We start from the raw sequence: 24,352 nt of genomic DNA, 5'->3' as shown, positions 1-24,352 counted from the left end.
TTGGTTATTATTTATTTTTCAGATATAATCATTAATGATGTTAGTTTTTTAAAATTTAAATTTTTACAACTGATTCAGAACGTCAAATTATCTTCCGAATCTGGATTAGGTTGTGTAAATTATTAGTAACAATTATTGTCGTATATTTTATTGTAGTTAAACAATTTATGCCATGATTATCGGGGTACCCAAAGAAATTAAAAACAACGAAAACCGTGTAGCTCTTACACCCTCAGGAGTTAAAGAACTGAAAAGACACGAACACCAAGTATTTGTGCAAAAAACTGCTGGAGAAGGTAGTGGCTTTGCAGATGAAGAATACACAAGCGTAGGCGCAGAGCTCCTACCTACTATTGAAGATGTATACGGCAAGGCCGAAATGATCATCAAAGTAAAAGAGCCTATTGAAGCGGAATATAAATTGATCAAAGAGGATCAGTTGGTATTTACTTATTTCCATTTTGCTTCACACGAGCCTTTGACAAAAGCGATGATCGACAGCAAAGCTGTTTGTTTGGCTTATGAAACTGTGGAAAAGGCAGATAGATCTTTACCATTATTGGTTCCTATGTCGGAAGTCGCTGGTAGAATGTCCATTCAACAAGGAGCTAAGTATTTAGAAAAACCATTGAAAGGACGAGGAATCCTTTTAGGGGGCGTACCTGGCGTTCGACCTGCGAAAGTGATGATTTTAGGTGGTGGAATAGTCGGTACTGAAGCAGCCAAGATGGCCGCTGGTATGGGTGCAGATGTTACCATATTGGATTTGAGTCTTCCTAGACTAAGGTATCTTGACGATGTCATGCCTGCCAATGTTAAAACCTTGATGTCAAGCGAGTACAACATCAGAGAAATGATCCAGGATCATGATTTGATTATAGGTGCTGTATTAATTCCAGGTGCAAAAGCTCCAAAATTAATCACCAGAGACATGCTGAAAGACATGAGACCAGGCACTGTGCTGGTTGACGTGGCTGTAGATCAAGGTGGATGTATGGAAACAACTAAGCCTACTACTCATCAAGATCCTACCTATATCATTGATGATGTGGTTCACTACAGTGTGGCTAACATGCCAGGCGCTGTACCTTATACTTCAACGCTTGCACTCACCAACGCAACCCTTCCCTATGCTATTCAACTGGCAAACAAAGGATGGGAAACTGCCTGCAAGGAGAATAATGAATTAAAATTAGGGTTGAACATCATTAAAGGCGAAGTCGTATACAAAGCCGTATCCGATGCTTTTGATCTTCCATACACCCCATTAGATAATTTTATCTAAGAGTTATAGACCGGAATTTTTTCAATTAATTGAAAAGTTCCGGTCTCTAAATTCTGCTCACTGCAGAAATGATCCATTCCATTGGTAATTACTATATACCTTGCTTTTAGTGTTTGATTATAAATAGCAGCTTGTTGAAAAGTGTCATTCGAAATTTTCACCGCTGGCGCTTTACACTCCACTACCAACAATGGCTGGCCTTGACGGTCATAGGCGACTATGTCTGGTCTTTTTTTGAGTTTATTGTACTTTATTTCAAATTCTGTTTTCAACAATGATTTTGGATACTTCAAATAATCATTGAGGAATTTTAAAAAATGTTGACGCACCCATTCTTCTGGTGTCAATACCACATACTTTTTTCTAAATTCATCCCATATTTCTCTTCCCCTTTCAGTTTCTTTTACTTTGAATTGAAACCTGGGGAGATTCAACTCCTCCATGACTATTTACTATTTACTTTCAATATTAGTACAATTCGTTTACTTTTAATCTCAACCTAGATGTTACTATTCCACATCTAAAAATCATAAAAGCATTCACCCATATGAAAACCAAAAAAGAAATTGTAGATAACTGGCTCCCTAGGTACACAGGTGTAGAATTAGAAGACTTTGCAGAATACATTCTACTTACCAATTTTGCCAATTACGTCGAAATATTTGCTGAAAAATTTAATACAGAAGTCCAAGGACTTGACAAACCCATGCAGTCGGCTACAGCCAATAACATTACTATTATCAATTTCGGAATGGGGAGTGCCATGGCAGCAACTGTAATGGATTTACTTTCTGCTATTGAACCAAAAGCCGTATTGTTTTTAGGAAAATGTGGCGGTCTTAAGAAAAAAACACAATTAGGTGATTTGATATTACCTATTGCTGCCATTAGAGGAGAAGGTACCTCCAACGATTACCTACCTATAGAAATTCCTGCTCTACCATCATTTAGATTGCAACGAGCCGTCTCTTCTATGATCAAAAAACACGAAATGGACTATTGGACGGGTACCGTTTACACCACAAACCGTAGAGTATGGGAGCACGATCGCAAATTCAAAAAATACCTAAGAAAGATTCGAGCTATGGGTATAGATATGGAAACGGCTACGCTATTTACAGTAGGCTTCATCAATGAAATTCCTAGAGGCGCATTATTATTAGTATCTGACAACCCAATGACTCCTGCAGGTGTAAAAACTGATGCGTCAGATAAAAAAGTAACTGGTAACTTTGTTGATAAACATATTCAGATCGGAATTGATGCCTTGCTAGAACTTTACAATTCAGGCGATTCTGTCAAACATATGAGGTTTGACTAGTTGTCTTATGGATTTTAGAATAAAGCAATAATCCTACTCCAATCACAAAAAACAGCATCAGCGCTATGGTGCTGTTTCTCATTGATCCCGTGAGTTGCTCTATAAACCCAAAAGAAAAAGTACCTATAACAATAGATAGCTTCTCTACCACATCATAAAAACTAAAGTAAGAGGTGTTATCAATTGAATTAGCAGGAATCAGTTTAGAAAAGGTAGATCTGGACATAGACTGTATGCCCCCCATTACTATTCCCACAATCACGGCTAAGACATAAAATTGATATTCAGTCTGTAATACATAAGCATAACCACACACTCCTATCCAGATTAGCAACATGAAAAGTATTGAAATTCCATTATTGAATCGTTTTGAAATAGCTGCAAATAGATAAGCTCCTCCAATAGCAACAATTTGAATAATGGTTACCGTGACAATCAACTTTGACGCCTCTAATCTCAATTCTTTCTCTCCAAAAATGGCAGCTAGGTGCATAACCGTTTGTACACCTGCACTATAAAAAAAGAAAGCCAATAGATAGGCTTTCATCATTTTCAGGTTTTTTAAAGATTGAAAAACAATTTTTAATTCATTCACTCCCTTATAGAATAACTTTTCATCCTTCTTCTTTCTATCCTTATTGTCAGGCAAAAAGTAAAAGCTGTATTGAGCAAATCCAAACCACCAAAAACCAACTAATAAGAACGACAATCGAACAGCAGCCGTTTCGACTTCAAAACCTAAGTCTTTGTGAAAGGTAATTAAAGCAAAGCTCACCAATAGTAGCAGAACACTTCCGATGTAACCATAAGCATATCCTCGTGCACTGAGCTTGTCATAGTTTGATGCTGTGGTAATCTCTGGTAAGTAGGAATTGTAAAATACCAAACTACCTGAATAGCCTACCCCGGCTAAAACCGAACAAACAATCCCATACTCTACATTTTCACCTCTGAACCAAAATAAACCTGCAGTCGCGGCAGAACCCAAATATGTAAAAAACTTCAAAAAGAACTTTTTCTTTCCACCGTAATCAGCCATTCCTGAAAGCCATGGCGATATAATGGCTACAATTAAAAAAGCCGAAGCAACAGCATATGAATAGAGTACAGAATTAGTGATCTCGAGCCCAAAGAAACGTACCGTTTCTGACTGAAAAGCACTTCTGGTTACTCCATTAAAATAAATAGGAAAGATGGTCGACGTGATGACTAAAAGATAGGCTGAATTGGCCCAATCATACATACACCAAGCTTGCTGGATTTTTTTTATCTGCTGCATAGCCACAAAAAAAGGCCTCGATAAATCGAGACCTTTTTATATTATTAAAGATTAGTAATTAGTCAACTCTTTTAGAAGAACTATAAAGCAGTTTTCTAGCATTTGCTTCTTTGAACTCCTGCTGAACATCAGTTACGATACCCATCTTGGCATCAATATCTACTTTCATAGACATAGTAATCTGATCTCTTTCTACTTCACTTAATTTATCCTTCTCCTGGTTTACAAATCGAACCACATCTTTCACTTCAATGAATACATCATTGACCTGAATTTTTGGCGTTGTGCCATAAACTGCAGTTCTTTTTGGTTTACCAATATATACATAGCTCACCAACGATTTTCGCTCTAGTTTACTCAACTGAGTAGACTTAGGAAGCTTCTGCTCTACCATGATAGTTGTTTCTCTCAATACGGTAGTTACCATAAAGAAGAACAACAACATGAAAATAATATCTGGCAATGCAGCCGTTGGGATTTCCTGAGTAGTTCCTGAACTTTTCTTAAACTTCGCCATATCAACCTCCTATTTTATTTGGTTCTGCAATGGATATCGCTCTAGGAATACCAGCTCTTGCTTTCAAATACATTTCTTTTTGCTCTGGATCTTTCTTATCCAATTGCAAAAATTCTTCTGCCGAAATACCAACTCGTTCACCGTATATCTCATTATAGGCGGCGTTTACTTCATCAAGTACTCGAATGTATAATTCATAGCTCGTACCTCTATCCGCTTTAAATGACACAACAGCTTTGCCAGGTTCATCAGAAGAATCTACTTTTCTTCCATTTGAATTCACTTCTCTTCTCAGAGTAGCTGGCAATTGATTGTATAACAGTCTACCATCCGCAGATGGTGAACCAAAATTCAAAACAAATTCTTTAACCATTGGCCTCAATTTAGTTACATCTTTCATTGGTTCGTCTTCAACCAACAATTGATCATTTGAATTCGCCAATATCTTAAAGATATTTTTGTCCTTCATTTTGATTTCTGTCTCCGGCTCGTTAGGATCTGGCTTCGGAGGCAAAAGCATTGCTATCCCTTTGTCGTTCGCAATCGTGGTGGTAACCAAGAAGAAAATCAACAAAAGAAAGGCAATATCTGCCATCGAACCCGAGTTTACCTCGGCCGCGGGTCTATTTTTACCTTTCGCCATAATCTTATTTTACTGCTTTTGAAACTTCTGTATAAAATATTCCGCCAAGAGCGCCTATGATCAAAATGTACATCATAGTCAACAATCCTCCTACGAACTTAGACAGACCTTCGTCTACACCTAGCTCAAGAGCAGATGCAGTAACTTCAGATCCAGACAATGCATAAGAGATTCCAAAAATTACAACCAAACCAGCTACACCTGCACCTGCTTTAGTTAAAGATTTTGGATCACTTACTGAATTTATTATTGGAAAGACAATCGCAGCTAATCCAGCTAGGATCGTCAATGTGTATGACACATATAATGCTATATCTATAGAATCCATTTCTTTTTCTTTTTAAGTGAGTAATCTTATTTAGCAGAATGCTTAACCAAGATATCTACTAAAGAAATAGAAGCATCCTCCATAGAGTTAACTAGTGAATCAATTTTAGAAACAAGGTAGTTGTAAAACAACTGTAGTATAACTGCAACGATCAAACCACCAACAGTAGTCAAAAGTGCAACTTTAATACCACCAGCAACCAAGGCAGGAGATACATCACCAGCTTCAGCGATCGCATCAAATGCATCGATCATACCAATTACTGTACCCATGAAACCCAACATTGGAGCTAGAGAAATGAATAGTGAAATCCAAACCATTCCTTTTTCTAACTTACCCATTTCTACAGAACCATAAGCGATGATTGATTTTTCAACCATTTCAACACCTTCAGACATTCTCATCAATCCTTGTACAAAGATTGAAGCAACAGGTCCTTGTGTATTTCTACATACATCCTTTGCAGCTTCAACTCCACCTGAGTTCAAAGCACCTTCTACTTGCTCCAACAATTTCTTAGTGTTAGTAGTAGCTAAGTTCAAAGTGATAATTCTTTCAATGGCTACAGCCAATCCTAAAATTAGACATAACAAAACGATGCCCATGAACTGCCATCCACCTTGGATAAACTGATCTTTTACGATTTGATGAAAACCAGGCTCTTCAACTGCTACTTCTTCGTAATCAGCTGCTGCTACCTCTTCTTCAGCATACTCTTCTTCCGGATACTCCTCTTCCATTGCTGTGCTATCGCCTTCAGCCATCATCTCTGTAGAGTCAGATGCTACTTCTTCTGTAGCTACTTCATCCTGTGCCATTGTTATTTGGGTGCTCATTGTAAACACACCAGTCAACATCAATAAAATTACTAATCTTTTCATAGTCTAATTTTTAGTAAATCTTTAATAAAGGTTTAAAAGTTATTCTTTTTCAATCTAAATACTAATTCAGTGCAGAGAGGAAGGGATTCGAACCCCCGGTGCCCTTGTGGGGCACACTCGCTTTCCAAGCGAGCACCTTAAGCCACTCGGCCACCTCTCTCTAACTTTTTTAGTTTTCTCCAAGCGACAAATAAATTATAAAAATACACTATTTGCAAATTGTACCATATTAATTTGGGCAACGTTATTTAAATGGTCATTTCGCCCCTTATCGGAATACTAAGTTTCTTTTTGACTTGTTCAACTGACTTTTCTGTTCCAAGCAAATGCATCATTTTAGCAACAGCTGCCTCAGTTGTAATATCCAACCCACTAATCACACCAATCTCTGTCAATTTTTTACTTGTTTCATATCTTCCCTGAATCACACTACCACCTATACATTGCGACACATTTAAAATAACAATCCCATTGTTTATAGCTTCTTCAAGTAAGTTGTTGAACCAATCATAATTCATGGTATTACCTGATCCGTATGATTCCAATATCACACCCTTTAAGCCAGGGATGCTTAAAATACCCTTGACTACAGCAGGAGAAATATTTGGGAAAATCTTCAAAATAGCCACATCAGGATCCAAATCAGAATTGTAAGTTAACTCCTCATCTTTGTATTTTTTGAGAAAGGATTCGTTATAAACTATTTCCACTCCTGATTCTGCCAAGTAAGGATAATTTTCTGATTCAAAAGCAGCAAAGTTGCTACTTCTAATTTTTTGGGCACGATTTCCTTTTAGCAAATAATAATTAAAGTATAAGCACACCTCGGTAACCATGGCATGATCACCATTTCGCTCAGAAGCAATTTCTAAAGCCGTAATCAAATTTTCTCTGGCGTCTGATCGAGTTGCTCCAATCGGAATTTGGGCTCCAGTGAAAATAATGGGCTTGTTTACTCCTTTTAGCATAAAACTAATGGCAGAAGCAGAATAAGCCATCGTATCTGTACCATGCAAGATTACAAACCCGTCGTACTGATGATAATTTTCTTTCAATATAGAAGCCATATCCTTCCATTGTTCTACATTGATATTTGAAGAATCAACAGGTTCAGGAAATGAAATAACCGTCAATTTCAAATCCAACTTATGTAATTCAGGGATTTTCTCCAGTACCAAACTGAAATTGAAAGGCGCCAAGGCTCCCTCCTCGTCATACACCATACCAAATGTACCTCCCGTATATATCAAGAGAATGGAAGATTTGGGATCTTCCGAACTGGTCGCAATGTTGACTACTTTAAATTTACTTACTTGGGTCATTCGTGTTGTTTAATTGAAAATACGGTTCGCATTTTCGGTGGTAGCTTTCGCCACCTCATTTTTGGTCATTTTTTTAACAGTAGCAATTTTTTCCACTATTAGTTCAAGATAAGCCGGTTCATTTCGCTTACCTCTATGTGGGACCGGCGCAAGATAAGGACTATCCGTCTCCAATACCAAATGATCTAATGGGATTGATTCAAGTACTGGTTCTAATCCACCGTTCTTGAAAGTCGCCACTCCTCCAATACCCAACAAAAACCCTAAATCAATAATTTGGTTGGCTTGTTCGACAGTCCCAGAAAAACAATGAAAGATCCCACTGAAATCCTCTGTTTTGAGATCATCTACCAATGCAATGGTTTCGTCAATAGATTCACGACAATGAATGACTATTGGTTTATCCTTTTCAATGGCCCATTTAGATTGGATATTAAAAGCTTCCTTTTGTTGTTCAAAATGAGATTTATCCCAATACAAATCTGTCCCCATTTCACCAACCGCTACAAAATCTCTTTTTGAGAGCCAATCTTCTACTATATACAGTTCCTTTTCGAAATTATGATCTACTGAGCAGGGATGCAGACCCATCATTGGAATACAGTATCCCGGATAACGGTGTTCGAGTTCCAACATAGCATCAATTGATTCACTATCTATATTGGGCATGTAAATTTTCTCAATGCCTTGTTCCCTTGATCTTTGGATCATTTCATCCAAATCATCTTTAAATTTATCCGAATATATATGTGCGTGGGTCTCTACTAACTGCATTCCAAATGACAATCCAATTTTGATTAATACCTTCTTCCCTTCCACTTCAAATCAATTGGAAGTACATAAAATACAAATGTGAAGAAATAAAAGACGAAATCATAGATTTCAAAGAGGAGAAGATGAATCAGAGAAAAACGAGATTTAGTAATCTTTGACATCCTTTTTAGGATGACCATTTTAATAATTATTGTGATCAGACCTAACACCAACCAAGGCAGTCCATAAAAAGAAAGTACTATCAAAGCTGGCCAGAACAACAACTTGACTATTCCGGTTAGTATTACTGAAGGGTTCAACCCTACCAAACCTTGCATCCAACGTTTGCGCTGATGAAGAAGCCCCATCATAGTTGTGATAGGCTTGGTGGTGGCAACTGCTGCTGCATTTTCGTTTACCACTAATTCTCCTCCATTCGCTACTAACGCCCGCAATAGTGCCACATCTTCTACTACAGTTGGTTCCAACGATTGATGCCCGCCAACTGCTTCATAATTCTTTCGAGAAATCAGCATGTTATTTCCCCAAGCCGTCGGAAAAATACCCAGCTTAGAAAAGCATGAGATGATGTATTGATTAAACAACCAATCTAAATTTTGAATGGAAGACTGCCAATTGCTATTTGAAACTGTAGTTAGACCTACTATTAATTCATTTCGATCCGACACCCCACTCAATGAGCCTTCAATCCAGTTGGGCTGAAAGAGCATATCAGCATCTGTAAAAAGGAAATAATCTCCTCTGGCCAATTTCGAGAGTTCAGCCAAGATTTTTTGTTTACCAAATGCACCTGATTCTTTCTCATCGAATGAAATCACTTTAGCATTTTCCGGTTGATACTTTTCCAGAAGTTTTAATGTATGGTCTTGCGAATCATCGTCTCCAAAAAGTATTTCATATTTTGAAGAAGGATAGCTTAAATCATTGAGGCTTTCACATAATTCTTGGACTTGACTTTCTTCATTGCGAAGAGCAATCAATATGGACACAAATGGCTGCTTGTCAGATAATTGATCCTTTTTTTTTGTTTTTATAAACAACAAACTTCCAAGGAAAATCATCCATATAAAAACAATCCCGATGACAATTGAAAATATCATAAACTATTAGGAATTACACCAAAAGTAAATCCTTGCTCTTTACAGAAATCAAGAAATTTAGGCAGTACCCACTTGAGTGTGTCAAACGACTTTTCATTGTCATGGAAGACAATGATATCTCCTGATTTTGTTTTTGAAATCAATTGAGAAAGACACTCTTCTTTTGAAAGTTTATCATCAAAATCACCACTCATCAATGACCATAGCACGGCAGATTTCCCACCTCTAAAGTGACCGTATGGTGGACGAAATGCAATTTTATTATTTGATGAATATTCATTCAAAGTTTGCTCCCCTCTTTTTTGATTATCAAAATATTCTTCTTTTGATATTTTCCATCCATCCAAGTGCTCAAAACCATGATTTGCCAATTGATGCCCCTGCGTGTACATTTTTTCAATAAGTCTTTCTTGATTTTTCAAATTCTTTCCTAAACAAAAAAACGTTCCTACGACATTGTATTCAGCAAGTATATGAAGTATTTGTTCCGATACTTTTGGCGTTGGCCCATCATCAAAAGTCAGATATATTTCGTTACTCGAATTTGGGATGGTCCAAATATGATGTGTAAACAGTTTTTGGAATAGGGACGGTATTCTATGAAAATAGAATCCCAAGTTTAAGATTTGAATTTTGCAGAAAGAATCGTCACATCATCGCGGTATTCTTGCCCTTTCCGGAAGTTATTGACTGCATCCATCATGGCTTGGTTTAATTCATTGGGCCTAGAATTTTGCACACTTTTGATTCCTTCTAGGATTCGGTCTTCTCCAAATTCCTCTTCATCTGGATTGATGGCTTCATTCAATCCATCTGTGTAACAAAATAGGTAAAATTCAGCTAGGTTTTCAATGACTCCCATTTCTACAAAAGGCAATGGCTCAAACATACCCAAGACTGTAGTTCCTTTAGTCAATTCTATGTCCTCCTTAAAGTTGACCTGAAGTAAAGGCGGATTGTGACCACAATTCACATATCGTAGCGTTTGTTGAGACTTGCTGTAGATAGCCACAAAAAATGTAATAAAAATCTCTCCATTACCACTGAATTTGATTTGATGGTTTAGTTCTGAAACTATTGTAGTCAAATCATTCGTCTGACGTACCAACGTATGCAATGAAGCCTGAAAATTGGACATCATCAAAGCAGCAGGAACTCCTTTGCCTGACACATCAGCGATACATAGCAGAAATTGGTCTTCATCAATTGGGATGTAATCGTAATAATCTCCCCCTACATTATGATGCGGTTGGTAAAAAGCAGCCACCTCAAATTGATCCGTTGCTGGCAGGTTCTTCGGGAATAGATAATTTTGAACTTGTTTGGCAATCTCCAATTCCTTTTTGAATGCTTCCTGCTCTAATTGCTGACGAGCCAACTTTTTATTTTCTATCGCCACCAATATAATGTTAGTAAGCGCTTCTAGAAATGTAGTGGCTGAGTTATTCGTAAATCCCTCCACCGTTTCAGCAATGTCTCCCACAAATACCAGCGCCAGTAATTTACTTTTGTGTAACACGGGTATGATGTGATCAAAATCATGACATTCAGCATCCCGCAAGCTTTTTACTTTCACTTCATCTTCAAAGCTATCTACTGGAATGCTGGAAATAAGCGCTTGATCCACACCAAAAAAGACTTTACAATTCCATTCACTTTCTGATTGTACAAAAAGTGCCAGTTTTTTCACCTTAAGATTAGCCAACAAGGTGAAATGATAAATCTTATACAAAGACTCTTCAGACAGATTGTTATTGATTGCTTCTGTTACCTCCAACAGTGCATTCAATTCCAGTTCCTTGAGATCTGATTCTATGGTCTTGGTTTGTCCCATTTAGCTTGTGTGTGCCTTTAGTCCTTCTTTTGAGGCTAGGTAATAATATTTTCTGAAATTGATCTCTATATCAATGCTTGCTGCATCCAACTCGACGTCCGGTTCATCGTAGCAGCGCAACCAATTCTTCTTTACCATTTTAGCCAGAATAGGCTTCAAATCTTCATCCGATAATCCCAAGGTTTCCTTTAGATCGTTGTAATGAATTAAGAAATACAATTCGTCCAATATGTCAAATTCGAGATCACTCATGCTCGATTGGGTTTAGGATTAGATTTTATGGATTCGGTCTCGCCACCTGTATTTTCCAAAATTAGAAGCTAGCCCAAAGAATACAACATAAAATGGATAAATAATTTGCAGCAAGATAAAACTGAATAAGGACACTTTACTGTTTTGAATTCTACTTACACTGTTAATAAATAAATAGTCTATACCAAATTTTGCACTCAACACGAAAAAACCAAGTGGGTTCATCGTCGAACAAGCATCTATCAATAACCATCCCCAAATGCTGTATATACAAAAAATAAAAAGAGGCGCAATCATAGAAAACCCATCTTGATGAAATCTCCATTTGGACGCCCATCGTCTGCGTTGGTTGATAAATTCACTCAAGTTTTTGGGTGGCTCACTGGTAACTAAGGCCTTTTCTGATTTCAAAAATTTGATTTGATTTGGATAAGTTTTGTGAATTTTTCGAAGCAAAAACTCATCGTCGCCAGATGCAATTTCTTCATTGCCTGTAAAACCATTTACTTCCTCAAAAGCATCTTTTGAAAAGGAATAATTACATCCGTTGATCATCGTAGGCTTACCCATTTGCAAAGTAGCAGCCCCTACTCCCACCAAAGCAGCCAATTCCTGATTCAGCATATCGATCCACCTTGACCCATTTAGATTGAATAACTTTACTGGACCGAAAGCTAATTTTGTTCCGCTTGCAAACGCATGTTTATGAGTATCCAACCAACCGCTAGCAACTTCGCTATCTCCGTCCGTACAGACAATCAAATCGCCTTTCGCCAAACGGGCACCCCATGTTATGCCAGCTTTCTTACCCAAATGGTTTGCTGAAAGCTCAACATAATTCAAATTTTCATATTCCGATTGCAGCAACTTGACTACTGCTTTAGTATCATCCTCAGAGTGATCATCCACTACTATGATTTCGAAACCTTGTTTATCTTTTTCTCCTTCATGAATTGATCGAATGAGACGTATTATATTTTTAGATTCATTCCTAACTGGAATAATAATCGTAGCAAAAACGTTCTGATTCTCTTTGGAAGATAAAACAGGAAATTTTCGCGAACGCCAAAACCACAATAGCAAAAGCAAAATACACCCATAGAGCAGGGTAACAATACCAGCCATCCAATAAATCAAAATGATTTCTTTAAGTCTGAAACGAAGAATAGTCCTAGAATAGCAGGGAAAACAATATTGATCAGCCAAACTAGAAAACTAGCTAATAGAACGACACTTAAGTCAGTGACAAAAAAACTAAAAAATAGCGTAGCAGAAATTTCTCGCTTTACTAAATCTCCAAGAACTGACAGGTCTGGTAATAGTGTTTTGATTAAAAATATCCATGCGATACCAAACAGCATAGTGATGATATCCAAGTCACAGCCCAATGCCCAAAAAACAAAGTAAAACTGAAACACAAAAACCACATAACGTCCAGTAGACATCAAGAATAATTTTAAAATGGATGATGTGTTGAGCTGACTCAATAAAAATAAGTATTTCTTCAAGCCATTTCTATAAAAATACAATCCCAAAACCCCACCTAGTACCAATATAGTGGAAACTAAAAAAGCTAAAAAAAGAACATCAACAGGAACTTCCAATCCTCTGTTTAACAAATAAACAACTGCCATTGTGCCAAACATTAAAGTAGGAAGCAATTGAGAAAATCGATCAACAGCTAAAGCAGCAAAAATTTGATCTCTGTATTTTTCGGATAATCCAATGAACCGGGAAAAACCATCTCCAACTCCAAATGGACTGATTACATTCAGGCTCTTTCCGGCCAATATAATTTTGGTGCAGGCCCAAATTGTTTTTTCATCCATCCTTGTTAAAATGAATTTCCATTTCCAGGATTCGATCCCGATATTGAGCGGTAGCAAGCCCACGCACAATACGATTCCCAGCTTGTGAGCCACTGGAACTGAATGCAGTAAAGACAGGCTTTCGCCATCCCCCATAAACTTCAGGACCACGACAACAAGAATAACAGCAGGCAAAACCCAAGTCCAGAGGAGCCAAATGGCTTTGCCCCAACCACTGTTTCGATATTTTGCCAATGTCTTAATCATATTCCAATATTAGACTTAAAGTCACTTTTCATAAAAGGTAATCTTTCTATCTTGCAATGCTATCCAACTCCATGAATAAAACTAAGGAAAAAATCATTTTAGGACTAGACCCAGGCACCACAGTGATGGGTTATGGTATCATTTTAGTGAAGGGCAGTAAAATTACCACACTTCAATTGGGTGTCATCCACTTAAGTAAATATGGATCACACGAATTAAAACTCAAGAAAATCTTTGAAAGAGTCACTCATGTGATTGAGGAGTTTGGGCCAGACGAAGTCGCGTTAGAAGCACCGTTCTTTGGTAAAAACGTGCAATCGATGCTCAAACTTGGAAGAGCGCAAGGCGTAGCTATGGCCGCGGCTTTGACCAAAGACATTCCAATCACAGAATATGCACCGAAAAAAGTAAAACAATCTGTCACCGGAAATGGCAATGCTTCCAAAGAACAAGTAGCAGCTATGCTACAGTCTATTTTGAAGTTCAAAGAAATACCCAAACTCTTGGATGCGACAGATGCACTAGCCGTGGCACTGTGTCATCACTATCAAGGAGGAAAACCACAGGCCTCCGCTAAGAGTTGGAAGGCCTTTTTGTCTGACAATCCGGATAGAGTGAAGTGAGTTATGTTTAGTCCCTTTACAACTCTATTATAATTCGACGTCATGCTCCGGTCTATCCGGAGCATCTGCTGGTAATTTGCAGACAGATTCCCTTGACAAGTAAAGCGAATGACGAAGGCCAGAGGATTCCTACCAAGTCGTAGATTTGATCTTCTGAGCAGCACGCATAATATCCCTCCTACTGATCTGTCCTTTCAGAATTCCATTTTCTGTCACTGGAAATCTTCTGAAATAGGTATTCAAAAACTCATTGGCGCAGGCCACTACATCCATATCCATCTCAAGGGTTTTCACATTACTGGACATAAAATCAGACACTTTACCTTTTCCACTTGGGATGTTATGATAGGACGACTGTACCAACACCTTCAAGCAATCCTTTTCGGATAACATCCCCACCAATTCTCTTTTTTCGTTGAGTACGGGTCCACCCGAAATTCGCTTTTTCAACATGATGTCGATAGCTTCTGCAATTTCTTGGTCAGGTCTGAAAGTGATTAAGTCTTTGGCCATGTAGTCAGCAATAGTCTCATATTTGATTCCTTTTTCCTGCTCTACACGAGCGCCTTTAAAGTTCATTACCATGGTTGATTTAGTTAGAAGTTGAAATTAGACGAACTCTTATATTACCATATTTTAGATCAATTAGCAAGCAAAATCCTCATAAAATACAATTTCAGTAGGATATTTGCGATATGTTTATTAGTTTGATGCCGAGCCTAGGAATTTTGACCACCCATTGATGTTTGAACTTTATTTATAAAAGAGTGTTAATTATGTCAGAATAGTTAATCTCTTATTAGAAATAAACCGTATAAAATATTAAATTTGCGGGCTCGTTTATACTAGTACTAGGCAAGAGAGCCCTAAAAAAGGAAAACAATATCATATGAGACAACTGAAGATCACACAATCGATTACTAACAGACGTGAAAGCCACACGCTTGAAAAGTATTTTACTGAAGTTAGTAGTGTGCCAATGATTACTCCTGATGAGGAAGTAGAATTAGCACAAAGAATTAAACAAGGAGATGATCTTGCTCTTGAAAAATTAGTAAAAGCGAACTTGAGGTTCGTGGTATCTGTTGCCAAGCAATACCAAAACAGAAGTTTGCCTTTGAATGACTTGATCAACGAAGGTAACCTAGGTCTAATCAAGGCCGCTAAGAAATTTGACGAAACGAAAGGATTTAAGTTTATCTCCTACGCCGTATGGTGGATTCGTCAGTCGATCATGCAAGCTTTGGCTGAGCAGTCGAGAATCGTAAGATTACCGATGAACAAATCTGGTGCGATCAACCAAATCAGAAGAGCTTATGCTGAACTAGAGCAGAAGTACGAGAGAGAGCCTACCGAAGAGGAATTGGCTGATATCCTAGACATGAAGCCTAGCGAAGTAAGAAACACACTCGGTGCTGAAGTGAAGCAGATGTCTATGGACGCGCCTTTCGGTGAAGATGAGTCTGGTTCTCTATTGGACGTGTTGGAAAACAAAACAACAGTTCCTACAGATGGTCAGATGGTATTCAACGATTCGTTGAAAGTAGAAACCATCAGAGCCTTGTCTACTTTGACTGCTAGAGAAAGAGAAGTAGTAAGAATGAGCTTTGGTATCGGATCTGACAACCCATTCACCCTAGAGGAGATTGGTGACATCATGGGCTTGACTCGTGAGCGTGTGAGACAAATCAGAGAGAAGGCCCTACAGAAATTGAGAGAGCCATCTAAGAATCAGAGATTGAAAGAATTCTGTGCGACTTGATCCACAGCAATTTTAAAAATATTGAAAGCCTCAGCGAAAGTTGAGGTTTTTTTGTGTCCAAAAATCAACCGTCATTACCCGATGAAGTCGACGTAGGACACTGCATTCGGGTAATCCCTCGCGTCTAGCAGACTACATCCACAGCAATTGCTCTCATTCCGGCAGATCGATCGCCTTGTCACCAGCCTGTCGACAGACAGGAGCAAAGGCGATGAGGTGATCTTGTGAAGATATAACGTGACCCACTCTTAGATTTCACACTTACTATTAAAGCCCAAGATTGCCGCGCTTCGCTCGCAATGACGGAAAAAAATTCAATTTCCACAACCATACTCAGCTCTCAACTTAAACCCGTCATGGCGAGGAGCTTGCAGAACTACAATCTCATAAGCAAATGAAGCGCGACGTGGCCATCCTTATCGGTAACTGCTGCTGCCTCTTGCAATATTCCAACGATTCTACTATTCTTGTCATCCGGTCTTGTCAGCAGCCAGACCTTGCCCGCCGAATGGCTGGCCGAACCGCAGCACTTCTGAGAAAATAAATAGATAAATAAAACATAAAGAATATATGACGCACTGTGCACTATATTCGGATGTTATCTACAAGGTAGTGCACATCGCAGATTGAACTAACATGAAAAACCTGAGCATCTTTCTAACTTTTATTCTAACTGCCTGCTGTCTAACAACCTTTGGACAAACAAAGGTTTTACAGGGTAAGGTGATAATCAGTGAACCCAGCTATGAAAAGGATGTGGATTCCGAATTTTTCCTAGCTCCCGGTGCAATGGTTTTTTCTGAAGACACTGTTGAACTTGGAACATCAAACAAAGATGGATTTTTCGAAATTGAAGTACCAGAGAACACTTCCAAAATCTTTGTTTCATGGGTCGGCTATGACTGGGAAACAATCGAATTAAGTGAAAACTGTGAACAACTAGAGATTGTACTAATTCCTGCTGTTATTTATGACTTTGTCAGTTTAAAACGGGCTAACAAACTGAATCAGAAGCATAGGGAAAAGTGGCTACCTGAACTCTATCAACAAGCATTTGAACAAGGATATATCACGAGCGAAAATCCCTGTAGATAACAGACGCTGATCGTCATGTCAAAAACATCATTCAAACTAAACTTAATTGAAATATGAAAAAGATTTTCACCCTGATTACTGTATGCTTATTTACTGTCTCACTTTATGCACAAACCAAACTTATAAAAGCTGATGCCTTCCTTGATGTAAAGAAGGGTCAGCTTGTTGAGCCAGCAAATATTTTGATCGAAGGTGAATTAATAAAATCAATAAACCCAGGTTCAATCCCAGATACTGTTGAAGTTATTGATCTATCAGGACAAATTCTATTACCTGGTCTAATGGACATGCACGTTCATTTAGACATAAATTTTGAGAATAACTATCAATATCAACTTGTCACAGAAAGCGGAAGTAAACAAACATTGAGAGCAGCAAAAAACGCTAGAAAAACACTCATGTCTGGTTTTACAACCGTAAGAAATATTGGGCAGACACACCCTACAATTGAGCTTATTGACGTTGCTTTGTCCGAAGCAGAAAAAAATGGATGGATTGAAGCTCCGAGAATCATTCCTTGTGGGCACATGATTGGCATTACTGGAGGGCATGCTGATCTTTCGATGATGGGGGGATTTGCAGAAGGTATTTTGGATACTGAGCCTGAAAACGGTATAGCGGATGGTAAAGACGAGGTGTTAAGAGCTGTACGACATCAAATCAAATACGGTGCAAGAGGAATAAAGATTATGGCAACTGCCGGTGTATTATCTTTAGAGGAATCAGTTGGTACCCAGCAGCTTACAAGTGAAGAAATGGAAACGATTGTTGGTGAAGCTAAAAGACATCACATCACGGTAGCTGCTCATGCACATGGTACGGAGGGAATTATTGCAGCAGTAAATGCGGGCGTCACATCTATTGAACATGGTTCCATATTAAATGATGAAGCGATCAAATTGATGATAGAAAAGGGTACTTACCTTGTCCCTACTACAGGATTAATGGATATAATACCAAAAGGTTATGATAAAATGGATCCTAGACTTGTTGAAAAAGGTAAGTACATTTTACCTATTGCTATAAAAAGTCATGAAAAAGCAGTAAAAGCAGGAGTTAAAATTGCACTTGGAACCGATGCTCCTCTTATTCCCCACGGAATGAATGCAAAGGAGTTATCTGCGTTGGTTGAGCGTGGAATGAAACCAATAGAAGCTATTCGGTCATCGACCATAGTTCCCGCTGAAATGCTCAACCTAACAGACAGAGGTGAAATAAAAGAGGGATTATTGGCGGACATCATTGCTGTTGAATCCAATCCACTGAAAGATGTTAAAGCATTGGAAAACGTGAAATTTGTCATGAAAGGCGGAAATGTTTACAAAAACGAGAAATAACCAGCACATTACAAACACTAAAATGAACATGCTAACTGGCCATCTGAAATGATAATACGAAAGGGAAGCTTCGGTGTTTCTAGCTACTCAGGAGCGTACTCATGTAGCTAATCGTTAATATCACACCCTCTCATTATAATCCTTCTGCAACCCATTGATGATATTCCACTGCGCGAGGATGTAGGTGCCCATGATCCAGATGGAGGCGTTTTCCATGGGGGCGTAGAATTTATTAATGGCGATGAGGGCATCAGATAAGATGAAAAGGATGGCGCCGAAGACTACTTGATTGAAGCTTTCTGTACTGGTACGTCCATTTCTATACACCGCACCTAGTGCCATCAGACAGATCAAAGTGGCATAGATCGAAACCGGAAGTTTCAATCCATCTAAAAATGGCCAAAGCGTGTAGAGTAAACCGATGGCAAAGACGGCGAACGGAAAAACATTAAATAGATGCTGAATAGGCGAGAAATTATCTCCTCCCCCTTGTGTTTTGGCATTCTTGAAAGAGAAAAAATAAAACGATTGCGCGACTGCGAAAGCCCCCAATCCCACCAGAAAGAACCATTCTTTTTCGTGCACATACATGAGAGCTACATCTCCAAACCAAGAGAATAGCAAGGCAAACACCGCTAGGATAAAAGATAAGTTCACAGGTCCTTCCAGACCCTTACGGAAATAGACCAAGAGCACAGGCATCAACAGCGGTTTGGTGAATTGATTGAGCCAAGTCCATTCCATCGCATGACTGAGCAGTTCTGCTACGGCAATGACAATAAATACGTACTTGAGGATTTGGGCAGTTTTTTCGTCTTTCATCTCATTATGTTGCTTTACTGGCTAGTGCCAATTTCTTAACCGGATTCGAATATAAATAGATGAGCCCAATTAAGACGGTAGCTGAAGCAATATAAAAGACCAAAGAGATGTTGGCCAATTCATTATTGTAGATCAGACCGGACAAGAACGCACCCATACCAATACCAATTTCCAGCGCAATGTACATGGTAGCAATGCCTCTTCCTCTGTGGGCTTCATTACTCAAATCGATCGTCCAGGCGAAAATCGTAGGCGAACAAATCCCTACCCCTAATCCAAAAGCCACACCACTAATTACAAACATGATTTGATTGTCTGTATTAGCAAGTAATAGCATGGCCACCAATAAAATCATACTGCCAATGCGTAGCACTGGAATCCGACCATATTTGTCCGAGGCCTTACCCGCGACTATTCTTACCAATAAAGAGGCTATCGTAAAGAAAGTGAAAAACAAGCCACGATTTGGGAAGCCTAGTTGATCGCTTAAGTCTGGTATGACGGTCAGTATGGCACCAAACGAAAACACAGAAAGCATCATCATCAAGGAGGGTGAAATTACATTTGGTTCAAGCACCTCATTTGGTTTTACATAGAAATGACTGGCTGACAACTTCTCCGGATCTTTCAGTGACTCTTTCATGCCAATAAGGATTAATACAGAAAGAATAGCAAAACCTGATGAGCTATAAAACATAGTATTTAAACCTGCAGTAGAGGCAATAAAAGAACCAATTGCCGGGCCAGCCGCCATGCCCAGACTACTAAAGAACCCAACAATACCCATCGCTTCTCCCCTTCGTGCAGCTGGCACGATATCCGCCACATAAGCAGAGGTACCTGTGGGTTTGAAGCCAGTAGAAAATCCATGAAAGAAACGCAAAGCAAAAAAACCAATAATCCCTGTGACAAAAGGGTAAATTAACGCAGCTATACTACTCACCAAGGCACCTACCACCATCACAGGGATTCGTCCGACTTTATCCGCCAATTTACCACTGAATGGCCTTGATAAACCGGCAGTCACAGTAAACAAGGCAATGATCAGTCCTTTGTATTCACCTCCTCCTAAACTATCCAGATAAGAAGGTAGTTCTGGAATGATCATATTGAAACTACCGAAAAAGAGGAATCCACTCAGGCAAAGCAAGCCAAACTGGATGGTAAAAATAGATGGAGTGTTGTTCATAGTAGACGCACAAAACTAAATGGAATATCTTAAAATTTGTTGTCATTTCGAACGGAGTCGGTTCGTCGAAGCGGAGAAATCTCATCAACAAGATTTTACTTAATTTCATTAAGATTTCTCCCTTAAGGTCGAAATGACAATGTAGATCAAAATATTAAAAGTGATAAAAATGACTAGACCTTAGAAACTGGTGTATGTGGAGCGGCTCTTTTTATCCAGCTTCAAATCTTTCAGCAACTGTGAGTTTACACGTATTTCAACAAAATAAGATTGGCGCGGACCGAAAGGAACCCAATTAAAATTGATGGTCCAGCAATGCAAGTCTCTACCTACATTCAATCGGGTCACCGTAAATTCCTTGTTTTTAATATCATATCCAGAATTAAATCCTATTCTGGTTTTGTCAGTGATGCTGAGGTTTCCATTGAAATTTAACGTCTGAGTGATTACCGCATCATTGAATCCATTCTTCGTATAATTGAAAGCATAGTTGATATTCAATGCCCAAGGCACATCAAAAGGCACGTATTGATTGGGATCTCGAGATATGAACTGATTTACATTTCCTGCCATTTGATTCTCTTCTTGTCCAGGCAAAAAGGGATTATCGGGATCTGAGTTATTGATATGACCATCGTTCATTCCAATATTTCTACCATTATCTCCATTATTGTCTTGTTTAGATTGACTTCCTTTTGGCTTTAGATTCAAGCCAATGGCTACATTCCCTCTGGTTAGTTTTCCTAGTCCACCTCCATTATTCCACGCTAGTCGATCGATTCTTCTTTGGTACACATTGTCAGTCTCACCAATACTATCTAAAACATATACATACGGATCAATCGTACCACTCATATTGACACTCACCATTTGGTTGAAAAGGCTGGTACGTGCATTGACGTTGATATTACTTAGGTTGAAAGAATCGGCCAGAAAATTGTAGCCGGAGGACATGGACAAGTTGTCAAAGATTTTTACTTTTTTGTATTCTTCGATAGAATCATTTTTGGACTTCACTTTCATTTCTATGTTATGATTCATGGAGAATGATAAACTTGCATTTTCTCCTAAAGCAGGCCCACCGTAAGCGAATCCTTGATATTTGGAAAGTATTCTTGTATTTCCATCTTCGTCTACCTGTACTTCTTCATAGTGTCCCTTAGAAGGGTCTCCAAAATCTGGGCTATAGCTAAAGCCTACACTAGGAGTAATCACATGACGAATGGCCTGGACTTTGCCCCCTCCGAAGTTATACATTCCATAAAAACGAGTAGAAACAGAAGCACCAGAACTGTACCAGCCTGCACGTGAAAATTGGCGTAAAGTATCTACCCTCACCCCTTCTTCCTCAGCATCATACGAGTATTGTAATTCTTTGGGGTACCAAACTTCCGTATAATTAAAACTTGGTGAAACAGTAAAATACTTCATCACATTAAAAGAGGTGGCTACAGGAATGGTATGTCTGGCTCCTAATTTTGCACGATCAAAAAGAGCGGCTAGATTATCTGATGAAAATCCTATCACACTATCATCCAATGGATTTCTATTGATCACATCAAAACTTGGGTTTGCTACCGTAGCATTGGATAATTCACTTTTAGCTACAAGGTTATAAGAAAAACCAAGCTTACTTAAAATACCATTCTTTGAACTCACAATATTTTTAAGTGGATAAATCCGATTCATATTGAAACTCAATTCCGGCAAGGTAACATTGACGATTTCAGTACTTATATTCTGGCTGTGCCGAGCATTCAAACTCAAATTGAACGGAGTACCCTGAAAGGTTTTCGAATAAGAAATGTTAGAGTTAAACTGTGCATTGACACTCTGCTCATAATCATATCCCACGTTGTTTGCATTGGCCGAATAGGTAGATGTACCCGCAGAAACAGATGCAGAAAATCTCGAAGTTCCAGCTGACTGTGGACTATGTGACCAGTTTAACCAAAAATCCTTAGAGAAGGAATCATCTTCAAATTGCGTACTGTTGGTCTTGTTGTATCTCAAATTAAAATTACCAGAAAAAGCATACCTTTTTCTATAGGTCGACACACTCTGAAGTCCATAACTACCATTCGTAAATATGTCTCCTGTCAGCTTCAAGTCCATATAATCATTGATATCAAAATAATACCCCCCATTTCTCAAAAAGAATCCTCGATTCTGATCTTCTCCATAGGAAGGAAAAATTATACCGGAAGCTTTTTCTTTAGGCTGGGGAAACATCCCAAATGGAAAGCCAATTGGTGTTGCTATCTCTCCAAAATACAGATTGAATGGCCCTGAAACTACTTTGTTGTTAGGAATTACTTTCAGTTTGGACGATTTGATATAATAGTGCGGATAAGCATGATCACAAGTGGTGTATTTCGCCCCTCTTATAAACATTTCATTTTTCTCATTCTTCTTTACTTTTTCACCGTGCATAAATGCACCGTCCTGCTCTGTAATCACGCCATTGATTAGCGCTCGTTTAGATTTGAAATTATATTTGATGTCATCTGTTTCATAAACATCCTGCTTTTCTGAAAAAATCGGCTTACCTACTTTTTTTCCTGCACTATCCAGTGTGTAGTTGGCCTGGATAGAATTGGTTACCCAATCCAGAGAAATTCGATCGGCAGACAAACTGATATCTCCATAATCAATTTGAGATTCTCCATACAAATACATCATTTGATTCCCAAGATCAAAAAAGATAGAATCCCGAGCTTTATAATCAATTGTAGTCTCAATATCACCTCGAGGCTTTGGTGGAGCCGCTACAGGCACGGTTTCTGTTAGACTATCTAACAAATCAGCATTTGTAAGGCTATCTAATACATCGGGATTCGCTCCCATGATGGCTTGAGCAGAATCTGCAATAAAAGGAAGTCTCTCTGGATGGTTCACTAGTGAGTCTCTTACACCAAGAGAATCTAGCAATTGCAGCGTTTGTTGAACAATTTGGGCAGAATCTAATGGAGATTCTTGACCAAAAGCTGAAAACCTAGCGGAAATGAGTAAAATTAAAATGACTACGTACTTGATTATGCGCACTAGGGGTTTTCAGTTACGAGTAAAAATTTACATTTTTGTACAAAAATATTGCCATTATAATTTAAACTAGCGTATCTGGATGAAAAATATTTTTGCAATATCATTTTTTTCGATTCTGTTCATTTTAAGCTCCTTTAACTATACAGGGGTAAAAGATGTTACGGTTAGAAAAATTGTGATTGATGCTGGCCATGGAGGAAAAGATCCTGGCACTTTTGGTTCTTATTCCAAAGAAAAAGACATTGCTTTAAGTATCGCACTTGAAACAGGTGAGATTATAAAAAAATATATGCCTGAAGTTGAGATCATTTATACGCGTCAAGATGACAGCTTCCCTACTTTATTCGAGCGATCGGATTTAGCCAATAAAAACGACGCCGACTTATTCATTTCTATTCATTGTAACAATGCACCTTGGAGTAATGAAGTACACGGGACAGAAACCTATGTCATGGGTTTAAAGAACTTTGACAGGAATTTTGAAGTTGCCAAAAGAGAAAATTCAGTAATTCTGTTGGAAGATAATTATGAAGAAACTTATCAAGGTTTTGACCCTAACTCTCCTGAGTCTTACATACTTTTTTCATTGACTCAATCTGTTTATCAAGAACAAAGCATCTTGCTCGCCACTAATGTCGAGGATCAGTTTAAAAACAGAGTTGGAAGAAAGAGTCGCGGAGTGAAACAATCTAGCTTATACCTTCTTTGGAGTTCTGCTATGCCAAGTATTTTAGTAGAAACTGGATTTTTAAGCAATCCTAAGGAGGAAAAAGAATTAAATGATAAATTACAACAAACCTATATTGCATCGGGTATATACCGTGCATTTCGTGATTACAAAACCGAAATTGAATCTAAAAACTAATAC

Annotated in this window: 25 protein-coding genes and 1 tRNA gene; 7 read left to right on the top strand and 19 right to left on the bottom strand. The window is 38.4% G+C overall.

The window, feature by feature from the left end:
* The first annotated feature begins 172 nt into the window (after positions 1-172).
* Positions 173-1,285, top strand: a complete 1,113-nt coding sequence (ald, locus tag ABJH98_RS06175; RefSeq protein ID WP_348306763.1) for an alanine dehydrogenase — start codon at positions 173-175, stop codon at positions 1,283-1,285.
* Here the strand turns inward: ald and ABJH98_RS06170 are convergent.
* Positions 1,282-1,728 carry a type I restriction enzyme HsdR N-terminal domain-containing protein gene (locus tag ABJH98_RS06170; protein ID WP_348306762.1) on the bottom strand — a complete coding sequence of 149 codons (447 nt, stop codon included), beginning with the start codon at positions 1,726-1,728 and terminating at the stop codon, positions 1,282-1,284. The two genes, ald and ABJH98_RS06170, sit on opposite strands and share 4 nt — an antisense overlap.
* Before the next feature lie 104 nt (positions 1,729-1,832).
* Between ABJH98_RS06170 and ABJH98_RS06165 the strand changes: the two genes are divergently transcribed.
* A complete protein-coding gene (locus tag ABJH98_RS06165) occupies positions 1,833-2,606 on the top strand; it encodes an AMP nucleosidase (protein ID WP_348306761.1) in 774 nt (257 codons plus the stop codon).
* On the opposite strand, the gene ABJH98_RS06160 is transcribed toward ABJH98_RS06165, so the two are convergent.
* The 14 genes from ABJH98_RS06160 to ABJH98_RS06095 form a co-directional block, all read right to left on the bottom strand.
* Positions 2,584-3,885, bottom strand: coding sequence for an MFS transporter (locus ABJH98_RS06160; protein WP_348306760.1), 1,302 nt, complete (start codon positions 3,883-3,885; stop codon positions 2,584-2,586). The genes ABJH98_RS06165 and ABJH98_RS06160 overlap by 23 nt on opposite strands.
* 58 nt (positions 3,886-3,943) lie before the next feature.
* The gene (locus tag ABJH98_RS06155; RefSeq protein ID WP_348306759.1) at positions 3,944-4,402 is read right to left on the bottom strand and encodes a biopolymer transporter ExbD; all 459 of its coding nucleotides are present in this window, start codon (positions 4,400-4,402) and stop codon (positions 3,944-3,946) included.
* A 1-nt stretch (position 4,403) separates the two neighbouring features.
* Positions 4,404-5,045, bottom strand: a complete 642-nt coding sequence (locus tag ABJH98_RS06150; RefSeq protein ID WP_348306758.1) for a biopolymer transporter ExbD — start codon at positions 5,043-5,045, stop codon at positions 4,404-4,406.
* Between the two features lie 4 nt (positions 5,046-5,049).
* A complete protein-coding gene (locus ABJH98_RS06145) occupies positions 5,050-5,373 on the bottom strand; it encodes a hypothetical protein (protein WP_348306757.1) in 324 nt (107 codons plus the stop codon).
* A 26-nt stretch (positions 5,374-5,399) separates the two neighbouring features.
* Positions 5,400-6,254, bottom strand: a complete 855-nt coding sequence (locus ABJH98_RS06140; protein WP_348306756.1) for a MotA/TolQ/ExbB proton channel family protein — start codon at positions 6,252-6,254, stop codon at positions 5,400-5,402.
* Positions 6,255-6,326: 72 nt separating this feature from the next.
* A tRNA-Ser gene (locus tag ABJH98_RS06135) sits at positions 6,327-6,414 on the bottom strand.
* 88 nt (positions 6,415-6,502) lie between these two features.
* Positions 6,503-7,576, bottom strand: coding sequence for an asparaginase (locus ABJH98_RS06130; RefSeq protein WP_348306755.1), 1,074 nt, complete (start codon positions 7,574-7,576; stop codon positions 6,503-6,505).
* Between the two features lie 9 nt (positions 7,577-7,585).
* Positions 7,586-8,350: a TatD family hydrolase gene (locus tag ABJH98_RS06125; RefSeq protein ID WP_348307243.1), complete on the bottom strand. Its 765-nt coding sequence runs from the start codon at positions 8,348-8,350 to the stop codon at positions 7,586-7,588.
* A gap of 23 nt (positions 8,351-8,373) precedes the next feature.
* Positions 8,374-9,450, bottom strand: a complete 1,077-nt coding sequence (locus tag ABJH98_RS06120) for a glycosyltransferase (protein ID WP_348306754.1) — start codon at positions 9,448-9,450, stop codon at positions 8,374-8,376.
* Positions 9,447-10,067 carry a polysaccharide deacetylase family protein gene (locus ABJH98_RS06115; RefSeq protein ID WP_348306753.1) on the bottom strand — a complete coding sequence of 207 codons (621 nt, stop codon included), beginning with the start codon at positions 10,065-10,067 and terminating at the stop codon, positions 9,447-9,449. The genes ABJH98_RS06120 and ABJH98_RS06115 overlap by 4 nt, the downstream gene beginning before the upstream one ends.
* A 2-nt stretch (positions 10,068-10,069) precedes the next feature.
* A complete protein-coding gene (locus ABJH98_RS06110) occupies positions 10,070-11,284 on the bottom strand; it encodes a PP2C family protein-serine/threonine phosphatase (RefSeq protein ID WP_348306752.1) in 1,215 nt (404 codons plus the stop codon).
* The gene (locus ABJH98_RS06105; RefSeq protein ID WP_348306751.1) at positions 11,285-11,536 is read right to left on the bottom strand and encodes a hypothetical protein; all 252 of its coding nucleotides are present in this window, start codon (positions 11,534-11,536) and stop codon (positions 11,285-11,287) included.
* Positions 11,537-11,554: 18 nt separating this feature from the next.
* Positions 11,555-12,661 (bottom strand): glycosyltransferase, encoded by a 1,107-nt coding sequence (locus ABJH98_RS06100; RefSeq protein ID WP_348306750.1) that lies wholly within the window; start codon positions 12,659-12,661, stop codon positions 11,555-11,557.
* Positions 12,662-12,669: 8 nt separating this feature from the next.
* The gene (locus ABJH98_RS06095; RefSeq protein WP_348306749.1) at positions 12,670-13,611 is read right to left on the bottom strand and encodes a lysylphosphatidylglycerol synthase domain-containing protein; all 942 of its coding nucleotides are present in this window, start codon (positions 13,609-13,611) and stop codon (positions 12,670-12,672) included.
* 71 nt (positions 13,612-13,682) lie between these two features.
* Here ABJH98_RS06095 and ruvC point away from each other — a divergent pair, with 71 nt between their 5' ends.
* On the top strand, positions 13,683-14,234 hold the full coding sequence (ruvC, locus tag ABJH98_RS06090; RefSeq protein WP_348306748.1) for a crossover junction endodeoxyribonuclease RuvC: 552 nt from the start codon (positions 13,683-13,685) through the stop codon (positions 14,232-14,234).
* Between the two features lie 129 nt (positions 14,235-14,363).
* On the opposite strand, the gene ABJH98_RS06085 is transcribed toward ruvC, so the two are convergent.
* Positions 14,364-14,813 carry a CBS domain-containing protein gene (locus tag ABJH98_RS06085; RefSeq protein ID WP_348306747.1) on the bottom strand — a complete coding sequence of 150 codons (450 nt, stop codon included), beginning with the start codon at positions 14,811-14,813 and terminating at the stop codon, positions 14,364-14,366.
* 310 nt (positions 14,814-15,123) lie between these two features.
* Between ABJH98_RS06085 and ABJH98_RS06080 the strand changes: the two genes are divergently transcribed.
* The 3 genes from ABJH98_RS06080 (at position 15,124) to ABJH98_RS06070 (ending at position 18,428) form a co-directional block, all read left to right on the top strand.
* Positions 15,124-15,996 (top strand): RNA polymerase sigma factor RpoD/SigA, encoded by an 873-nt coding sequence (locus ABJH98_RS06080; RefSeq protein ID WP_348306746.1) that lies wholly within the window; start codon positions 15,124-15,126, stop codon positions 15,994-15,996.
* Between the two features lie 636 nt (positions 15,997-16,632).
* The gene (locus tag ABJH98_RS06075; protein ID WP_348306745.1) at positions 16,633-17,091 is read left to right on the top strand and encodes a hypothetical protein; all 459 of its coding nucleotides are present in this window, start codon (positions 16,633-16,635) and stop codon (positions 17,089-17,091) included.
* Positions 17,092-17,144: 53 nt separating this feature from the next.
* On the top strand, positions 17,145-18,428 hold the full coding sequence (locus ABJH98_RS06070; protein ID WP_348306744.1) for an amidohydrolase family protein: 1,284 nt from the start codon (positions 17,145-17,147) through the stop codon (positions 18,426-18,428).
* A 120-nt stretch (positions 18,429-18,548) separates the two neighbouring features.
* On the opposite strand, the gene ABJH98_RS06065 is transcribed toward ABJH98_RS06070, so the two are convergent.
* From ABJH98_RS06065 to ABJH98_RS06055, 3 genes are all read right to left on the bottom strand, one after another.
* The gene (locus ABJH98_RS06065) at positions 18,549-19,250 is read right to left on the bottom strand and encodes a lysoplasmalogenase (protein ID WP_348306743.1); all 702 of its coding nucleotides are present in this window, start codon (positions 19,248-19,250) and stop codon (positions 18,549-18,551) included.
* 4 nt (positions 19,251-19,254) lie between these two features.
* The gene (locus ABJH98_RS06060) at positions 19,255-20,439 is read right to left on the bottom strand and encodes an MFS transporter (protein WP_348306742.1); all 1,185 of its coding nucleotides are present in this window, start codon (positions 20,437-20,439) and stop codon (positions 19,255-19,257) included.
* 180 nt (positions 20,440-20,619) lie between these two features.
* Positions 20,620-23,484, bottom strand: a complete 2,865-nt coding sequence (locus ABJH98_RS06055; RefSeq protein ID WP_348306741.1) for a putative LPS assembly protein LptD — start codon at positions 23,482-23,484, stop codon at positions 20,620-20,622.
* A 79-nt stretch (positions 23,485-23,563) separates the two neighbouring features.
* Between ABJH98_RS06055 and ABJH98_RS06050 the strand changes: the two genes are divergently transcribed.
* A complete protein-coding gene (locus tag ABJH98_RS06050; RefSeq protein WP_348306740.1) occupies positions 23,564-24,349 on the top strand; it encodes an N-acetylmuramoyl-L-alanine amidase in 786 nt (261 codons plus the stop codon).
* Positions 24,350-24,352: the final 3 nt, after the last annotated feature.

This window comes from Reichenbachiella sp. (assembly GCF_039969095.1).
Classification (GTDB): domain Bacteria; phylum Bacteroidota; class Bacteroidia; order Cytophagales; family Cyclobacteriaceae; genus Reichenbachiella.
Note: the sequence above shows the minus strand (reverse complement) of the source record. Positions and strands in the feature narration are given on the sequence as shown.

Coding starts and splice junctions, on each gene's coding strand:
- ABJH98_RS06105 (WP_348306751.1), bottom strand. CDS start 11,536: ATGAGTGATCTCGAATTTGACATATTGGACGAATTGTATTTCTTAATT.
- ruvC (WP_348306748.1), top strand. CDS start 13,683: ATGAATAAAACTAAGGAAAAAATCATTTTAGGACTAGACCCAGGCACC.
- ald (WP_348306763.1), top strand. CDS start 173: ATGATTATCGGGGTACCCAAAGAAATTAAAAACAACGAAAACCGTGTA.
- ABJH98_RS06170 (WP_348306762.1), bottom strand. CDS start 1,728: ATGGAGGAGTTGAATCTCCCCAGGTTTCAATTCAAAGTAAAAGAAACT.
- ABJH98_RS06165 (WP_348306761.1), top strand. CDS start 1,833: ATGAAAACCAAAAAAGAAATTGTAGATAACTGGCTCCCTAGGTACACA.
- ABJH98_RS06050 (WP_348306740.1), top strand. CDS start 23,564: ATGAAAAATATTTTTGCAATATCATTTTTTTCGATTCTGTTCATTTTA.
- ABJH98_RS06125 (WP_348307243.1), bottom strand. CDS start 8,350: ATGCAGTTAGTAGAGACCCACGCACATATATATTCGGATAAATTTAAA.
- ABJH98_RS06065 (WP_348306743.1), bottom strand. CDS start 19,250: ATGAAAGACGAAAAAACTGCCCAAATCCTCAAGTACGTATTTATTGTC.
- ABJH98_RS06160 (WP_348306760.1), bottom strand. CDS start 3,885: ATGCAGCAGATAAAAAAAATCCAGCAAGCTTGGTGTATGTATGATTGG.
- ABJH98_RS06070 (WP_348306744.1), top strand. CDS start 17,145: ATGAAAAAGATTTTCACCCTGATTACTGTATGCTTATTTACTGTCTCA.
- ABJH98_RS06095 (WP_348306749.1), bottom strand. CDS start 13,611: ATGATTAAGACATTGGCAAAATATCGAAACAGTGGTTGGGGCAAAGCC.
- ABJH98_RS06080 (WP_348306746.1), top strand. CDS start 15,124: ATGAGACAACTGAAGATCACACAATCGATTACTAACAGACGTGAAAGC.
- ABJH98_RS06145 (WP_348306757.1), bottom strand. CDS start 5,373: ATGGATTCTATAGATATAGCATTATATGTGTCATACACATTGACGATC.
- ABJH98_RS06155 (WP_348306759.1), bottom strand. CDS start 4,402: ATGGCGAAGTTTAAGAAAAGTTCAGGAACTACTCAGGAAATCCCAACG.
- ABJH98_RS06150 (WP_348306758.1), bottom strand. CDS start 5,045: ATGGCGAAAGGTAAAAATAGACCCGCGGCCGAGGTAAACTCGGGTTCG.
- ABJH98_RS06100 (WP_348306750.1), bottom strand. CDS start 12,661: ATGGCTGGTATTGTTACCCTGCTCTATGGGTGTATTTTGCTTTTGCTA.
- ABJH98_RS06075 (WP_348306745.1), top strand. CDS start 16,633: ATGAAAAACCTGAGCATCTTTCTAACTTTTATTCTAACTGCCTGCTGT.
- ABJH98_RS06085 (WP_348306747.1), bottom strand. CDS start 14,813: ATGAACTTTAAAGGCGCTCGTGTAGAGCAGGAAAAAGGAATCAAATAT.
- ABJH98_RS06140 (WP_348306756.1), bottom strand. CDS start 6,254: ATGAAAAGATTAGTAATTTTATTGATGTTGACTGGTGTGTTTACAATG.
- ABJH98_RS06120 (WP_348306754.1), bottom strand. CDS start 9,450: ATGATATTTTCAATTGTCATCGGGATTGTTTTTATATGGATGATTTTC.
- ABJH98_RS06110 (WP_348306752.1), bottom strand. CDS start 11,284: ATGGGACAAACCAAGACCATAGAATCAGATCTCAAGGAACTGGAATTG.
- ABJH98_RS06130 (WP_348306755.1), bottom strand. CDS start 7,576: ATGACCCAAGTAAGTAAATTTAAAGTAGTCAACATTGCGACCAGTTCG.
- ABJH98_RS06060 (WP_348306742.1), bottom strand. CDS start 20,439: ATGAACAACACTCCATCTATTTTTACCATCCAGTTTGGCTTGCTTTGC.